Source organism: Pelagibius sp. Alg239-R121 (assembly GCF_947331435.1).
Taxonomy (GTDB): Bacteria; Pseudomonadota; Alphaproteobacteria; order Kiloniellales; family Kiloniellaceae; genus Denitrobaculum.
In genome coordinates, this window is record NZ_CAMZOF010000019.1 from 24,478 (window position 1) to 39,828 (window position 15,351).

Sequence of the window (15,351 nt, forward strand, 5' to 3'; positions counted from 1 at the left end):
AAGTCCGCCGAGATGGCGATTGAAGAACCAGAACAGGGTTCCGATTGATCGGAACGAGCTCGAAGTCACGGGATCCGGTGCGGCGATTGAGTCGCTATTGAAAAATAGCTGGCGGCGGAACAATTGCGTTCAGCGGGAACCCGAAGCCAAACCAGGCGTGGCGGAAGGCGGGGTCCGCGTAGGGCGTGCCATACCGGTCTCGAACCGCCACCTCGGCGAACGCATGGCATAAAGCCTGACCGCCGCCCTCAACAGGGCGCGGTCACGCAGCACGAGGATCAGAGCGTTTTGCGTCTTCTTGGACACACAAAGCCTCAAAATTGCGCCTAAGTCAGCAGGCGAGATCAGCAATTTGCTGATTGAGAGGCAGTGAATTTTGAGTCCGTTTGAACGCAAATTGCTTTAGTGGTGAGACCGGCGATTATGATGGCAAAGCCCTGCTCCGATAGCTGGCGCCAAGCGGCGCAGATACGGGAATGTACCGAAACCTGGAAAAAGCTGGCAAGCGGTTATCTCCGCAAACGCGGCTTTAGGCAGATTTTGATGTAAAAAATATTTGACATTAAGTCGTATATTTTTTACTAACTGTCTAGTTCAGCAGACATGCAGAGGAACCATGACTTATCAGGAAAAAGGTATCGCCATCGCATTGAGCATCTTGGTGCTTATGTACGGCATCTATGGCGTTGCGCTCTATCAGATGTTTCAGGACGGGCGATTTGAGTCGTCGGATGCAACCAGTCTGCTGGGGAAATCCATCCTGGCGCTGATGGCTGCGGTCGTCGTGGTCACCGTGGCCGTGCGGATCGGCGTGACAATTTTCGATGCTATCGCTGCCCGCGACGCCAATCCTGTCATCGCCGACGAGCGCGACAAGCAGATCGAACTCCGGGGCCTGCGCATTTCCCATTTCGTCTTCGCTGCTGGTTTTGTCCTTTCCATGGTTGCCCTGGCTCTGGGGCAATCACCTTTTGTGGTCATCAACTTGGTCATTGTCTCGCTCGGCGCAGGTGAGGTCTCCGGCAGTCTCGGGCAGCTTTACCTCTACCGGCGGGGCGTTTGAAGAGTGGGTAAGCGCCACGTTCGCAACAACATCCGCAGCCTGCGCTTCCATAATGGGGAGATGACGCAAAAGGAGTTGGCGGAAAAAACCGGCGTCACCCGGCAGACGATTGTCGCCATTGAGAAGGCGAAGTACGCGCCGTCCCTCGAGCTGGCCTTTCTTATCGCCCTGACCTTTGGTGTGCCGCTGGAGGAGGTATTCTCCTATGAGCCCGATGAGGTTGGGATGACTGCGAGTCTGGAAAAAGATTGACTGGTTATTAATTATGTCCCTTGAAATACTATTGATGAAGGGCATGCTGCCGTGACGCACAAGACGAACCTGTTGAATGATCTACCGTCAGCCGCAACCGGAGAAATATTTGAAACGCTTCTGCAGCGACCGGGCGTGAAGTTGGAGCGTATTGTTTCCCACGGTCAATCCACACCCGACGGCGAATGGTATGACCAGGAGCAGGATGAGTGGGTGATGTTGCTGACCGGCGCCGCGCGCCTGACGATCGAGGGAAAGGCGGATCTTGATCTCACAGCCGGCGATGCTCTTTTGTTGCCGGCTCACTGCCGGCACCGCGTCGCCTGGACCGATCCCACCCGTGCAACCGTCTGGCTGGCGCTGCATCTTGGCGGTATGACGAAGGAGACGGCCTGACGCCTGACTACAGTCTGTCAGTTTGTTGAATGCTCTGGTTCATCGCGAGGTTTCCGAAACAGCCGCCGGCAAACATGGGATGCGCGCTGTGCTTCTCTGGCGGCAGTGCCTCGAATTAGCGGCGACTCTAATCGGAGGTGTCTCTAATTGGGGGCGGCGACAAAGGGGGCTGGACTGTCCGGCCAAACGCCGAGCCATTCCGACTGGTAGTCCGGGTCGTGTAAGAAGAGCCAGCTGCGTTTGGTCAACTTTCCCGCCTGCAGGGTCTCCCGGATGATGGAGACGGCAGCCTTGAGGTCAGTCACCGCCAGATCGATGTAGGAATAGCGCAGGCCGGTGCCGCCACCGATTATACAGCCCATGCTCTTTAAGGCATCATTTAGCGCATCTTCGATGGCGGAGCGGTCCTCAAAGATCTCCTGATCCAGATCCTCCGCTGCGCCGTCCATTTTGAGAAACAGGAAGCTTTCCCCCTTGCTCGAAAAGCGCTCGGCGGAAAAGCTGTTTCTCTGACCATGCATGGCCTGGAACAGAGGCGCGGAAACAAAAGGTGCTACAAAGAGATCGTCCTTGAAGTCGTAGTCGTCCTGCTTCTCGGGTTCCAGTTCCAGCATGACCCATTCTTGCTCTTCCGCGAACTCAGAATAAGGCTGGTCGGGGAGGGACGCCTTGATCTCCGCAATGCGGGTATCGAAGTCAGCCCTGAAATCTTCAATCGGTGACTGCTCGATATCCGGCCTTTTCAAAAAGCCGAACAGGCGGCCTTTCGGCAAGACACGCACATCGACAAATCCAACCCACCTTTCAGTGATTTCTTCCCCCAGAAGCTGCGCCGTCAGCAGCCAGAGCTTGTTGATCTGTTCGTCCTTGGGGTCATTGAAGGGCGTGTAGTACGTAATATCGATTTGATTGAGCTCGTTTAACTCGGTTTTGAACTTGATTTCGGATAGATCCTGCCAACCCGCCCTGTAGGATAACATAGTCGACGCCATCTCCAGATTTTCGGGCAGCCGGTGGCCATAGAATTCGAATTTTTCAAGCACGGGTGCTTCCTGCAGGATGGCACGGATCAGCGGCCGCAGTTCTCTTCGCCCCTCAGGCGTGATTACCAGCCGATGTGGCTTGACCAGTCCCGGGCCGAATTCCCACATGATTTGCGCATGAACGGCCTGCAGGCTGCTTTGCATCCACTGCGGCAGGTCGAAGGCACCGTCATCGTCTGGCGAAAAAGATTCAAGGATCTTAACCTGATTTTCCTCAAAGGCCGTCCACCAGTTCTTGACGGCCTGCTTTTGATCTTCCGTGACAGATACGAACGACGTCTCAAACATAAAGTTTTCCCCGATTCGGATTCAGCCGTCACTGTGCCCGAAAGCGAGACCCAAATCGACCTTAAGACTCCATCTTCTTCAGACGATCATGCAGTTGCAGCTAAGCTTCGCGTTTCCTCGGATTTTCGGAAAGTCGTCCGGGCATTTGAAGTAACCGACAAAGATGTCATAGTTGGTCGCCCAACCTTGAATTCTGGCCGTATCGAGGTGGCGCAACATCGAAGGATTCCGCTTGAACATCGCGTCGTAATCCAGATCCACTGTGTGCGGTGGATTAGTTGCGTCGTTGATCGGCTTTTCCCAGCTGTCCAACTTTGTTGGAGAAAGCGCGCCCAGCTTATGAGACCAGTCGCCACTGCCATCCTCTATGCGTCGTAGCCAGTGATAGGCGTCGGTGTCACTGCTTGATGTCATCAGCGCCACCAGGTGCTCGCCGGCCTTGAGCATTGGTGGCGTATGGCCCAGGACGGGATCGAGGCCATCGGCACAGGCAGCATCGGTTAACTCCGCCCGATCTGTCGATTTGTACAATCTGCCGCCCAGTTCGCCGGGTTGAAGCTTGAGATCCTTTGTGTAGCCGCAGGCATAGGCGTAACAGTTTTGCGTTCCCATTGTCATTTGATGTCTCCCGGTCGACAGTCACCTCTCTACGCAAAAACGATCAAGAAGGTGAATCTATCGCTACGCTGTTACAGTGGAGTCTGATGTTGGGATGCCGCATGAGGATACGATCCATCAAGTTTGCATAGCCTCATGCAAAAATTTTTGGAACTGGTGGTCTCAGCCCCCACCGCTTTATTACAAGTCGCAGAGGTATCGACTCATCCCGGTGATATCTCAGCAAACCGGTATTCTATGACAGGATGGAGTTGGAAAATGGATCTTGGAAATTTCTCGGTCAGCCTCGCGGTGAAGGATATTTCCGCTTCGTGCGGGTTTTACGAAAAACTCGGCTTTGCGATGATCGGCGGTGACGCGGACCAGGGTTGGCTCATCATGAAAAGCCCCAGCTGTGTGGTCGGCCTGTTTCAGGGCATGTTCGAAAAGAACACTCTAACCTTCAACCCCGGCTGGGATTCCACCGGCCAAACGCTCGACAGCTTTACCGATGTCCGGGATATCCAGAAGAAGCTTAAGGCGGACGGCGTGGCCTTCGTGAGCGAAGTTGACGAAACCACGTCCGGTCCAGCAAGCTGCATCGTGATCGATCCCGACGGTAATCCAATCCTCCTCGACCAGCATGTTTAACGGGAAAGGCATATTTGATTGGGACAGGGTGATTTAGGGGTGACTGTTTTAAGAGAGAATGGCGCGGAGGTGATGGAGACCGGCGTTGTTCATCGCGTCGCGTTATAGCGGGTCCCGTACTTCTACCAAGTCTTCCAAGCAACAGATTGAGCGCCAGAATGATCAACATCACCTCCGTCAGCGATCACAAATCTGCCCTTGGCGAAGGCCCACTGTGGGATCCCGCTCTGAACGCACTTTACTGGGTCGACAGCCTGGGTCCGACCCTTTACCGCCTGGACCACGCCAGCGGGCGAGTCAGGACCTGGCGCTTTCCCACCAAGACCATCGGCAGTCTGGCGGTTCGGGAAAGGGGCGGCCTGATCCTTGCCATGGACCACGGCTTTTACAGCTTCTGCCTTGAAACAGAACGGCTGGAGCTCATCGCTGAACCTCTGGCAGGCCGCGCCGGAATTCGCTTCAATGACGGCAAGGTCGACAGGAACGGGGCCTTCATTGCCGGCGCCATGAACATCAACCAAGACGACCATGACAATTGTCCGGCTTTTCGCCTCAACCCGGATCACTCGCTTGAGGAAATTCTCGACGGCTTCAACGTTTTTAACGGCCCCTGTTTTAACGGGGCCGGCGACAAGCTCTACCTCACCGGCCGTGTGGACGGCGTGATCGAAGTGTTTGATTATCCGGCGAGCGGATCGCTTCCCGCGGCGGAACATTTCTATGCGAAGGCCATACCCGATGGTGCAACCGTCGATGCCGAGGACCACATCTGGAGCGCGCAATGGACCGAGGGCTGTCTGCTCCGCCTCACCCCCGAAGGCGAAGAAGCCGCCCGCATCGAGCTGCCGGATCAAATCGTCACCAGCCTCATGTTCGGCGGCCCAGCGCTCGATCTGATCTACGTCACGACACTGGGTGCACCTCTGCGCGGTGTCACGCCGGCCAGCGCCTCGGCGGGGCAGACCTTTGTCATCGAAGGCGTGGGAGTTAAGGGCCGGGCGGAGCCGAGCTTTAAGGGGTAGCGGTGATCGCGGGTCGATCTCTGCCGGACTCGGTCGGTCCAGTCAGATCTGTGCACCGGACGTGCGCAATTGTGAGGCGTCCGGTAGGACATTATTGGATTTGAAGGAGTTCGAACCCATGGCAGTAGAGGATAGCGCCGACTCCCGCCCGGTCTTGGTGTTGATCACGGTTCCCGACCGAGAGGTCGCTGGAAACATCGCAACGGCCTTGGTCGAAAAACGCTTTGCCGCCGCTGTCCACGTTGCAGAGATTGCCTCCGTCTACCGCTGGCAGGACGCAGTTCACCAGGGTGGCGAAGTCGTTCTCACCGTTAAGACGGTCGCCGCTCGATTTGCGGATATTGAAGGTCTGATTGACGAAAGTCATCCCTACGATCTGCCGCCGGTCATCCAGATCGACATTGAGCGGACGAAATCGGGATATGCGCAATGGATCGTCGAGAACGTCTCTGGGAACAGCTAGTCTTGTAACGATGAAACAGATCAAGTTGCAGCAGGTCGCGAAAATCCCGCCTTCGCCTAAGGGCTTTGAGTTTGTTTCGGTCAGCGTATCGCTGAAGGGCGAAGCGTTGTTTCTCTACCGCGACAAGAAGTCGAGCGCCTTTATCGGTAGGCGGGGCGAAAGTCCTTCGCCGAGGCCATCGGTCAGCGCTGGCGGGCACATCGAGTTTAACTACAAACTGATTGTCACGGACGGGGAGGTTTCAGAGGAAATCGCTCTTCCGCCTCTGGACTTTGCCTTTCCTCAGGTTGATCTCCTCAGCGATGGATCGCTGGTCATCGTGAACGCATGGGCTCAATGGAAATCGAAAGAAGAGCATCACCTGAATGGCCTGATCCATAGTCGGACAAGCGGTCAACAAAGCAGGTTTTATGCGGGTGACGCCATCAACGAAATCGGAGTCGATGGAACGGACCGAATTTGGGTTTCTCACTTTGACGAGGGAGTCCGTGGCATCGTTATTACCCAAAGTAAGGATGGTACTTTTGACTTTAAGGAGGAGCCGGGCCTAATTGGCCGCGAAGGCCTCAACTGTTTCGATAGCAACGGCACTCTGATCTGGCAGCACGATCAGTCTGAGCGGTACATCGGCGACTGTTATGCCCTCAACGTTGCGGACGCAGCCGCCCATTTCGTCTTTGAGCCGGATTTCGATCTCGGTACGGTTTCCAACAACTTTGCCAGCAGCTATCGGAAGGTCGGCCTGAATGCCTGCAATTGTTTCGCGATTTCCTCGGATCGCGCTCTCTTTGTCCGCGGTCGTCGCCGGTCGGTAAGGGCCGTGTATCTGATGAACCTGGAGGCAGCGGCGACACCCGGACTCAGGAAGTGCCAACTGGTCTTGCCCAATGGAAAGCCACTGAAGAGCGGTCGCGCGGTCGGCCGCGGTCAGTCACTGCATCTTTTTACCAAAAAGGAATGGTATAGAGTCAGAGTTGAGGACATATAGCGCAGATATTTGGTATGACCGCAACGCCCCGCGGATAGACCTTGCCAACCGGTCTTGGACTGGCTGTGTTTCCTACCGGGCGTCCAGCCGCTCTGTTCCCTCGCGGAGGAACTCGATGCGGTGACTTCCAAGAGCGTCGCAAGCCTCGAAGACCTGTCTCATCTGAACGACATCGTCGGCAGCGACCGGCGTATTTTCGATTTCACATCCCAGATCATCCTGCAGAGTTTCCGACCGACGTGCCCCTTCGACACGCCGCAGGAATACGTCGTTCCGATACACCCGAAAACCGCAAGCGAGGCCTTGAAGCCTCACGAGGTGAATCTTGACAAGGAAAGAGCAATCGATTGAACAAACCCTAAACGAACTTGGTTATGACCCTTTGGCGGTGTTGGGTCCGAAAAACGCCCACTGCGTGCCCGATGGGCGCTGCAAATTCGACGATTCCCTAAAAGTGCTGGAGCGTCATGGCGCAGAGCTTCTGCTGCCGTTCCTGGAGTCCGAAGACCTCAAAACACTCCTTGACGCACTTCATGTCTTTTCGGAAATGCGCAGCAGCGGAGAAGTGTTGATTGGACCGGCGCTTCGGTATATCGGCCATCCTCATCCAAGCGCCCGCTGGTACGCTTTGGACGGACTGCTCTTGTACTTGCGCAGACTGCCGCCGAAGGTACTCACCTTGGGCTTGTGCCTGGCGAACGATAGGTGTTTCAGAGTCCGGAAAAAAGTTATCGAGTACATCGCCGGAATCCCGTGTGAAAAAATGGAGGTTGCCTGTTCTTGTTTACCGCCGTTCGTTCCGAGTGATCCGCATCGGGATGGGCTCACTCTCCTACTGCAACCGGAAGCGACGGGATCACTGATAGAACGGATTGCCGATGAGGACAGTGTCGTTGGTTGCTATATCGGCGCAGCGATCCTCAAAGCGGCCAAATCAGGTGACTTCGCTACAATCGGCAATGATTCTTCAGTTTGCGAAGAAGTTGTGTTCTTGCGAGCGAAGCTGGACCTGATGAGAGAATCAGCTGCCTGGCGAAGTAAATTTGCCGGGCCTTACGACTATGTCTTCGAGGTTTGTCCCGAAACCCTGAAGATTAAAGGTGATCTGGACGGTTACGGGGAAATCTCGAACGAAGATCTGGAGCAAGCGATGGGTGAACTCGAAGACAGCGTGAAGGCGCGGCGGTTCGAGCAATTGGACAGGCTGCCAATGACTTGAGGTGCTAAGGAATAGGTTCAGTTGGAGATAGGTTGAATAGCGGGCACTTGCCGGCGATTCTTCACCGGCAAGTGCCCGCCTCTATGCGATCTTCTCCAATCGCGCGGTGTTAGACAGGGGGGCGCTTTCAAGGAAAGGACTAACGCGCGTCGTCATACCGTCGAGGGACGGGCCATAAAGGTAGAGCGCGGTCTCGTTCGGCAACTCCCGACTGCTCTGAACCTGCCCATCGCTTTCAAGCAGCTGCGTAAGCTCGTTTCTCAGTTTTTCGATCTCGCCCTGCCAGGCGTCGCCGTCGCTCGAGCCGCTCGCGTCGATATAGATGGCCAGCCCTTCGTTTACGCCGAACGGAATTTTCCGATCGTCGCTAAGGACGAGAAAAGAGCCCCTGGGCGCGCCGCATCCTTCCAGATACCGGGTGATCTTTTCCAACACCTGATCCGAGACCTCGGTTAAGCGAAGACTGAAATGGCAATTCAGAACTTCGCCCTTTTCATCCATCTTGGACCCTGCTGGCTCGTCCATGTCCACCATGCCGAGTCCGTTGGCTTCCATGAAATCATCGAGTGGAATTTCGTAGAGGTCCGACCTGTCAAGCGGGAGGAGCCGGGCGTTGAGATTCACCAAGACGTGGTTCCTTCTCTGACTCCCTTCCTTGCCGAACAGTTTGTCAGCTAAGAAACCCAACAAGCTCGTTCCTCCACTTTTCTTCCTGCCTGAACGTGCAAGGTTAGTGCGGTGCGCTAAGCCGCTCAAAGTAATTTTTTCTCTGCTGTTGCTGTCCGGGATTCCGGGCGCTCGGAGACGCATATTCTTGCGCGTGACGCGGACGCTCGAAGGCTACTCCTCAAAGCGACACGATAGCAATTGGCTTCAGGGCCGCAAAATCTGCTGAAGAATCCCGAACTCGTTGAACATCATCCATTCCTGCTCCACGCGTCCGTCCTTCATCTTCCATTGGCTTATGCCCCAGAGGTTGACCTCGCGGCCCGTGGGCTCGCCGTAGGGGCCGTTGCCCTTGTGCGTGCCCTGCGCGCCCCAGCGTATCGAGACCTGAAAGCCTTCCTCGGGATTGCCCATCCAGTAGAGGTCGTTCACCTGAAGACTGATGTCCGGGAACATGGCGACCATGGACATGACGAACGACCGCAACTGGCCGGTGCCGCGATAGACCCGGCCGGTTGAGCCCTGCACAACCACGTTCGGTTGGTAGACCTGATCGATGGCGCCGAAATTGCGGCGGTTCCAGATATTTTGGAAAGCGGCTTCGACGAAGGCCTTGATGTCGCCGTCAGGTGAGTCGGGAATGGGAACCGCCGCCGGTTTACCCTGTCCCTCCAGGCGTCGCGGCTCGCTGGCCATGAAGTTGGGCGGAAGCCCCGTCGATGAGTTTTGCGCGGCAAAGCGACGGGCGGTCTCCACAACGTCGAAGCCAAGCTGCTGCAGCAGCCCGGCGGTGTCGTAGATAACGTGCTCGTGGAAAATCTCGTTGTCCCGGGCGACGCAGTTGGCGATGCACCAAAGCTGAACCCGTTTGCCTGTCGGCGGCCCGAAGCGGCTGAAGCCCGTATTGGTGCCCAGGATCTTGGTGCGGTGCGAGGTGTGGAAACCAAGCGTCTCGTTTCCGGCCCAGATCACTTCGTCCGCGACCAGGCGAATATCCGGAAAGGCGTTGTTGGTGTGCACCGTGTCAGCAACGATCTTGTCGCGGCCGTACTGAAGGCCCAGGTCGTCCCAGACTTTGCAGTCATGACTGTAGGTGTCGTAGATGTAGCCGATGTCCTTCTCTTCCCAGATGCGGTGGGTGATGCGGACGATGTAGTCGACGATGTTGATATACTGCGGCTCGAAACCACGCATCGGCTGGCGAATCAGATCTTCAGGCGGATGGGCGAGAAAATTGTCGGTGCCGCCGCGCCGGTAACTGTCCAGAGAGATACTGTAGTCGGACGGCATGAGCTCTGCGCCGAGAGCCTCCATCTGAGCCGGCGTTGCTGTCGAACCTTCCTTTCCAGGCCCCGGCTTAGGGCCGGCGTGCCCACGTTTCTGCACGTCCCCGAGCGCTTCCGTCATGACAACCTCCCACTGCATTCTTACGTTTTTGCATACGTATGCATAGCATAAGGCAATAATTGCATGCAAGACTCGGGAAACCGGGAGGGCAGTTGCCGAGCGCGCCGCAGGTCCGAGCGCTTCCCTTACGATCTTAATCAGCAAACTCCTGTCGAGCTGCGCCCATGGCCCGTTGCCCACTTTTTATATACCCGTTGCATCTCGGCACGGTTGACCCCGACCGACTCCAAGGCCTGTTTGTCGCTGATCCCGACACCGTGCAGCAGGTCGTTGAGAGCATTGTTTACAGCTAGGTAAACCGCCGATCCCTCGTCGCTATCATCGAGCTGCGGCCAGGCTTCGAGCAGCCGCACCATGTGGCTCTCTTCGAGGCCCATCCGTGCGGAGAAGCCGGCGCCGATATAGATCAGGCTCGCCTGCATTGCGCGGCGGACCACTTCACGTTCTTCATGGGTTAAGGATGCAAGTGTCATATTTCATCACTTCTGATTTCTCTGTTGTTCGAATCCTCCTTTTCCAAACCGTGAGGCCGGAAGCGTTGCCGCTCCCGGCCCTGCCGGCGGCCCGGATCTGCCTGATCCCGACCGCCGGCATCCTCGGCATCTCCGGCACACGCAAAGGGGTTACCCCTTGCGCGGCCGGATCCGCACCAGGTCGTCGAGCACGCCATCCATGCCGTTTCCGACGATGACGTTGCCGACCTTTTCGGAGACCTTCTCCAAGGCCTCCAGCTCCTTCAGCCGCAACAGGATGGGGTTGTCCTCCATCAGCTTCGCGGTGTTCAGGAGCGACCGCGTCGCGGCGGTCTCCTCCCGCCGCTTGATGACGTTGGCCTGCGCGGTCTTCTCCGCCTCGATGACCCGGTTCATCAGCTCCCGCACGTCTCCGGGCAGGATGATGTCCTTCACACCGACGGAGGGGACCTGCAGTCCCGCGTCGCCGAGCTTTGGCAGCAGCAACTCAGCCACCGCCGCGTTGATGCCCAGCTTGTCGCCGAGCACCTCTTCCAGCGTCCGGGTGCCGATGACCTGCCGCAGAGCGAACTGCAGCTCCTTGTACAGGAAGTCCCGCAGGTCCGCGGTCAGTGCCACAGCCTTGACCGGGTCCGCGACCCGGTAGACGGCAGTGACGTTCGCCCGCAGGCCGATCCGGTCCTTGGTCAGGACCTCCTGGCCGGTGACCTCCAGAGTCTGCAGCCGCAGATCGAAGGTCACGACGTCGATGCGCCGCAGCGCCTTTACAAAGGCGTACCGGCCCGGCGTGAGCTGCTTAACCAGCACGCCGTCGACATAGAGCAGACCGACATGGTCGGAGACCACCTCGGCCACCGCGACCAGTTCCCGTGCACCCAGCCGCACCAGGGGGGCGACCAGCCGCTCGGGCAGCTCGATGTCGGTCACCGCGTCAAGCACTTCGACGGTCATATCCCGCAGCCGCCTGGCGTAAAACGCCACGCTGCGCGGTGCGACCAGACCGGCCAGCTTGCCGTCGGCGTACACCAGCCCCATCTCGCCGTCGCCCATATCGGCGGCGAGGAAGTGGGTTTCAACGACCTGCCGGTGGGTCAGGTAGAGCGCGGCCAGCGCCGGTTCCTTCACGGGCATGGCCCGCAGGTCCAGCTTGATCACTTCAAGCGTGCCCCGTCCCCGCAGAAAGCGGTACACGCCCGGCTCCAGCGCCTTCTCGAAAGCCCGGTTCCGATACAGGAGACCGAGCTCGTAGTCTGCAATCTTCTCGGTCTTGTAAACCATCGAACTGTTCCTTTCTTTTTTCTCTTCTCTTCTTCTTTTTGTTTTCTGTCTTTTCTCGTCCTTCGCGAGGGACCGGAACCGAAGAAAGTTCCAATAAAATAAAATCAGGAATACCGGAAGAACCCCGGCGCCGGTTGCTGGACGGTCCCGGCGTTCTCCCTCCGCCGTCCGGGCGGGCCTCCGGGGTGCCGTCCGCTGGACGGCTACGCTCCGAAGAGCGAAACCTTCCAACGGCACGGCGTGCCGGAAACCCTTGCGGGCGATGTCGGAGAGCGCAGTGGAATCGCACGGAAGCAATCCGATACCTGGCCTGCACCCTGCGCAGAAGCGAACGGCAAAACCATCCTCTACCGGCCGGGCCGGCCTGGCGCTCTTCCGGCATCCTTCGTCTTTGATCAGCGTGATAGGCTGAGTGTGATGGAGGGATTCGAACCCTCTACACCTAGATTATGAGTCTAGTGCTCTACCCAATGAGCTACATCGTGGTGCCAAACACGGGGATCGAACCCGCGACCTCCGGACATCGTCTGCCCGGCGCTCTCACCATCTGAGCTAGTTCGGCCAACCAGGTACCCTGGAGCTCGATACACGCACAGCATATTACGAACGCCGAACGCGCCGGTCGGATATACAGAATCCGAACCATAGAGCGGGCATGCCGGCCAACGCCGGCATTAAAGTACCAAACGAATGAAGGCTCCTGATCCTCTCGCGAGGGATGCCTGTTGTCGTTCTTTATGTCTGTAAATGTTTCATGATCGTCCTGCCTCCGTTGCTTTGTTGAGCCGGAGCAGGACACGCGCAGAACGCGGGTCTAGACCCCGGTTGTTGTGGCCCAGTTTGCTGGGCAGATAGATAGTTCCCGTATCATTTGCGGGCTTTCTCTTGCGCGTTGACCGGCGGCGTTATTGCGACCGGGAGGCAGGGTATATGCCGGAACACATTCCTAAATCAACCGCTAATCTGTACGCGTTCGGCGAAAAGACCGATTGGGAAAGATGGAGCGCGCTGGGTTTGAGGAATATTGCGCGAGGGAGGGGAGCGACTGTCTGTTGATTACTTGGCGCGCGAGCGACTGCGGCGGGACAAGCAGGCTGCCTGCACCGAACGTAGGGATTGTTTCTTGGGCAGGTTTGGGTCAATAGACTAGCGGTTATGACCAAGCCCGTTCCCGCATCTCCCTCTCGCGAGCTGATCGTTCAGGCGTTGATCCTTTCTCTCGGGGCTGCGGTCGCGCTGGGCTTTTCGCGCTTTAGCTATGCTCTGTTGCTGCCGGCCATGCGCACCACACTGGATTGGAGCTATGCCGAAGCGGGGAGCCTGAACACCGCCAACGCGCTGGGCTATCTGATCGGAACACTCACCACGGCGCGGCTGGTGGCGCGCGTGGGGATCGGGCAGTGTTTCTGGGTCGCTTTGCTGTTGACCGGCGCGGGCCTCTTTGCCACGGGTCTGACGGAAAACTTTGTCGCCTTGCTGAGCATCCGGCTGCTCACCGGCATTACCTGCGCCTACACCTTCATATCGGGTGCCACCCTGGCGTCGCATCTGGCCAAAGACGGTCACGGTGGCCTGGTTCTCGGCCTCTATTTCGGTGGCGTCGGCACCGGCATATTTCTGGCCGGCCTGGGATTACCGCAGGTGATGGAATACGACGCCGGGCTCTGGCCCTATCCATGGCTGGCGATGGGCATCCTCACCTTTATTGCGGTTTTTGTGGCCCGCCCCGTCGCACTTAAGGTGCCCACCGATAACCCCCATGCCGCAAAGGCAGCGCCCTGGCGCTTCCCGACCCAGCTCTTGCCATCGCTCACCGCCTACGCTCTGTTCGGCCTGGGTTACATCAGCTACATGACCTTCATCATTGCCTACCTGCGCTCGGGGGCGGTGTCGACCTGGGCCATCACGGCATTTTGGCTGCTGCTCGGCGTCAGTGTCTTTGCGTCCGCTTTCGTGTGGCAGGGCCTGCTCGACAAAGCCAAGGCCGCAGGCTATGCGCTGGCAAGCGTCCTGGCGGTCGTCGCGCTCGGGACGGCGCTGCCGCTGGTTTCCACCTCGCTTGTCGCCGTGCTGATCTCGGGCGTGCTGTTCGGCGGCGCATTCCTGACCGTGGTCTCGGCGGTGACCAATATCGCCAGATGTGCTCTGCCAACCCATGCCTGGGCCGGCGGCATCGCCTTGTTCACACTGCTGTTTTCCATTGGCCAGACCATCGGCCCGATGGTCGCCGGCGTCTTGGCCGACCGGTCGAACTCCTTCACCTCCGGCTTCGCCCTGTCAGCAAGTTGCCTGGCGATCGCCGCGGCTCTGGCGCTGATGCAAAAGGCGCAGGATGCCCCGCAATCCGAGATCGTCCGCTGATCTCATTCTGACGGTGTTCTGATTAACGCGTAGTGTTCGACTCTATCATCTGTTTGATGAAGTATTCGGCGCCTATACGGCCCGACTCGCTTAGTTTCATGTTGCCTTTGAAATTCGACCGTACGCCGCCGGACTGGCCGATGTAGATCACCTCCTGGAAGGGCAGCGTGATCTTAGCGCGGAGTTTGTAGAGGTCGACGAGTCCTGGTCCGGCAGCGTCCAGAATTGCTTTCAGCTTCCGGAACGTTTGATCGTTCACATGGACTTCCACGTACTCAGTTGCAGAGGATTCGATGTTCTCTTTTGTAATCGCAAGGAAGGTCTCGGCGTCAAAAGGAATGTAATGAATCCGCACGGTTTCGCTCTCCGGCATTTGACCCGCGGCGGGCAGGGGCATCTGAAACAGGAGCGCAAGAAATAGAAACGCCGCGCAAGGGGCGAAAGGTAATTGTCTGATCATCTGAAATACGAGTCCTGAAAATGAATAAGATTTCGGAGATAAACTGAGAGAGTCCTCCATCAATAGGTCAGAATTTGGGCGTTGGCGGGTCCTTCTGGGATAAAAGAACCCGGCCAAGGCTTAGAGTATGTGTTGCTGCTCAAACAACTAAGGCAATAATTATCTGATCTAATTTACACTATTTGGTTGGTTATGGTTAACATGATATAGTTCCAAACAGATCAAATATTTCGATCGTCCGGCTTTTCATTTTTGACGGTTGAGACATTTTTTTGGGGAGTATTGCAAGTGAATAAACCACAGATTTTCTTATCAGTATTTCTCTTTGCCGGTATTATCTCAACCGCAAGCGCGGCGCCTGTTTACTGGAACCTGTTCAACATCGAGGGTGAGTCCACCTTGAGTTCCTCGCTCATCACTTACGATTCGCTGACTGACATGCTGAACGACGAAAACCGTACGGGTGTGCTTGTACCGGACGGTCAGAGCTCCGGGCAGTTCGCCGGCAATGTTGTGGGCACCGGTTCCGACGGCAGCAGCTATTGGAACCTGTTCAACATCGAGGGTGAGTCCGCCTTGAGTTCCTCACTCGTCACCTATAATTCTCTGACTGACATGCTGAACGACGAAAACCGTACGAGCGCGTCTGTACCGGACGGTCAGAGCTCCGGGCAGTTCGCCGGCAATGTTGTGGGCACCGGTTCTGACGGCAGCAGCTATTGGA

The 15,351-nt window shown here is 57.1% G+C and carries 19 protein-coding genes and 1 tRNA gene; 12 read left to right on the forward strand and 8 right to left on the reverse strand.

What is annotated here, in order from left to right:
- Positions 1-19 precede the first annotated feature (19 nt).
- The 4 genes from QMZ18_RS35620 to QMZ18_RS35635 all read left to right on the forward strand — a co-directional run bounded on the left by QMZ18_RS35620 (position 20) and on the right by QMZ18_RS35635 (position 1,711).
- The gene (locus tag QMZ18_RS35620) at positions 20-232 is read left to right on the forward strand and encodes a hypothetical protein (protein ID WP_282611212.1); all 213 of its coding nucleotides are present in this window, start codon (positions 20-22) and stop codon (positions 230-232) included.
- A 384-nt stretch (positions 233-616) separates the two neighbouring features.
- The gene (locus QMZ18_RS35625; RefSeq protein ID WP_282611213.1) at positions 617-1,063 is read left to right on the forward strand and encodes a hypothetical protein; all 447 of its coding nucleotides are present in this window, start codon (positions 617-619) and stop codon (positions 1,061-1,063) included.
- A gap of 3 nt (positions 1,064-1,066) precedes the next feature.
- Positions 1,067-1,315, forward strand: a complete 249-nt coding sequence (locus QMZ18_RS35630) for a helix-turn-helix transcriptional regulator (protein ID WP_367575974.1) — start codon at positions 1,067-1,069, stop codon at positions 1,313-1,315.
- 51 nt (positions 1,316-1,366) lie between these two features.
- Positions 1,367-1,711 carry a cupin domain-containing protein gene (locus QMZ18_RS35635; protein ID WP_282611214.1) on the forward strand — a complete coding sequence of 115 codons (345 nt, stop codon included), beginning with the start codon at positions 1,367-1,369 and terminating at the stop codon, positions 1,709-1,711.
- Positions 1,712-1,854: 143 nt separating this feature from the next.
- Here the strand turns inward: QMZ18_RS35635 and QMZ18_RS35640 are convergent, their stop codons facing one another.
- Both QMZ18_RS35640 and QMZ18_RS35645 read right to left on the reverse strand, forming a co-directional pair.
- On the reverse strand, positions 1,855-3,042 hold the full coding sequence (locus QMZ18_RS35640) for a hypothetical protein (protein WP_282611215.1): 1,188 nt from the start codon (positions 3,040-3,042) through the stop codon (positions 1,855-1,857).
- Between the two features lie 78 nt (positions 3,043-3,120).
- Complete coding sequence (locus QMZ18_RS35645) at positions 3,121-3,660, reverse strand: hypothetical protein (protein WP_282611216.1); 540 nt, start codon at positions 3,658-3,660, stop codon at positions 3,121-3,123.
- A 258-nt stretch (positions 3,661-3,918) separates the two neighbouring features.
- Here QMZ18_RS35645 and QMZ18_RS35650 point away from each other — a divergent pair, with 258 nt between their 5' ends.
- From QMZ18_RS35650 to QMZ18_RS35675, 6 genes are all read left to right on the forward strand, one after another.
- Positions 3,919-4,290 (forward strand): VOC family protein, encoded by a 372-nt coding sequence (locus tag QMZ18_RS35650; protein WP_282611217.1) that lies wholly within the window; start codon positions 3,919-3,921, stop codon positions 4,288-4,290.
- 158 nt (positions 4,291-4,448) lie between these two features.
- Positions 4,449-5,312 (forward strand): SMP-30/gluconolactonase/LRE family protein, encoded by an 864-nt coding sequence (locus QMZ18_RS35655; RefSeq protein ID WP_282611218.1) that lies wholly within the window; start codon positions 4,449-4,451, stop codon positions 5,310-5,312.
- A gap of 118 nt (positions 5,313-5,430) precedes the next feature.
- Positions 5,431-5,775, forward strand: a complete 345-nt coding sequence (gene cutA / locus QMZ18_RS35660) for a divalent-cation tolerance protein CutA (RefSeq protein WP_282611219.1) — start codon at positions 5,431-5,433, stop codon at positions 5,773-5,775.
- Positions 5,776-5,785: 10 nt separating this feature from the next.
- A complete protein-coding gene (locus QMZ18_RS35665) occupies positions 5,786-6,763 on the forward strand; it encodes a hypothetical protein (protein ID WP_282611220.1) in 978 nt (325 codons plus the stop codon).
- A 120-nt stretch (positions 6,764-6,883) separates the two neighbouring features.
- On the forward strand, positions 6,884-7,114 hold the full coding sequence (locus QMZ18_RS35670) for a hypothetical protein (RefSeq protein WP_282611221.1): 231 nt from the start codon (positions 6,884-6,886) through the stop codon (positions 7,112-7,114).
- Positions 7,089-7,982 (forward strand): hypothetical protein, encoded by an 894-nt coding sequence (locus QMZ18_RS35675; protein ID WP_282611222.1) that lies wholly within the window; start codon positions 7,089-7,091, stop codon positions 7,980-7,982. Before QMZ18_RS35670 ends, QMZ18_RS35675 begins: the two co-directional genes overlap by 26 nt.
- An 81-nt stretch (positions 7,983-8,063) precedes the next feature.
- Here the strand turns inward: QMZ18_RS35675 and QMZ18_RS35680 are convergent, their stop codons facing one another.
- From QMZ18_RS35680 to QMZ18_RS35700, 5 genes are all read right to left on the reverse strand, one after another.
- Complete coding sequence (locus tag QMZ18_RS35680) at positions 8,064-8,609, reverse strand: hypothetical protein (RefSeq protein ID WP_282611223.1); 546 nt, start codon at positions 8,607-8,609, stop codon at positions 8,064-8,066.
- Positions 8,610-8,855: 246 nt separating this feature from the next.
- Entirely contained in the window at positions 8,856-10,055 is a 1,200-nt protein-coding gene (locus tag QMZ18_RS35685) for an ester cyclase (RefSeq protein ID WP_282611224.1), read from the reverse strand.
- Between the two features lie 137 nt (positions 10,056-10,192).
- On the reverse strand, positions 10,193-10,528 hold the full coding sequence (locus QMZ18_RS35690) for a hypothetical protein (protein WP_282611225.1): 336 nt from the start codon (positions 10,526-10,528) through the stop codon (positions 10,193-10,195).
- A 150-nt stretch (positions 10,529-10,678) separates the two neighbouring features.
- Positions 10,679-11,806, reverse strand: a complete 1,128-nt coding sequence (locus QMZ18_RS35695) for a slipin family protein (RefSeq protein ID WP_282611226.1) — start codon at positions 11,804-11,806, stop codon at positions 10,679-10,681.
- Positions 11,807-12,289: 483 nt separating this feature from the next.
- Positions 12,290-12,368 (reverse strand) — tRNA-Val (locus QMZ18_RS35700).
- Between the two features lie 554 nt (positions 12,369-12,922).
- Between QMZ18_RS35700 and QMZ18_RS35705 the strand changes: the two genes are divergently transcribed.
- Complete coding sequence (locus QMZ18_RS35705; protein ID WP_282611227.1) at positions 12,923-14,167, forward strand: YbfB/YjiJ family MFS transporter; 1,245 nt, start codon at positions 12,923-12,925, stop codon at positions 14,165-14,167.
- A 22-nt stretch (positions 14,168-14,189) separates the two neighbouring features.
- Here the strand turns inward: QMZ18_RS35705 and QMZ18_RS35710 are convergent, their stop codons facing one another.
- Positions 14,190-14,627: a hypothetical protein gene (locus tag QMZ18_RS35710; protein ID WP_282611228.1), complete on the reverse strand. Its 438-nt coding sequence runs from the start codon at positions 14,625-14,627 to the stop codon at positions 14,190-14,192.
- A gap of 288 nt (positions 14,628-14,915) precedes the next feature.
- On the opposite strand from QMZ18_RS35710, the gene QMZ18_RS35715 reads away from it, so the two are divergent.
- A partial coding sequence (locus QMZ18_RS35715) for a hypothetical protein (RefSeq protein WP_282611229.1) occupies positions 14,916-15,351 on the forward strand: 436 nt, incomplete at its 3' end.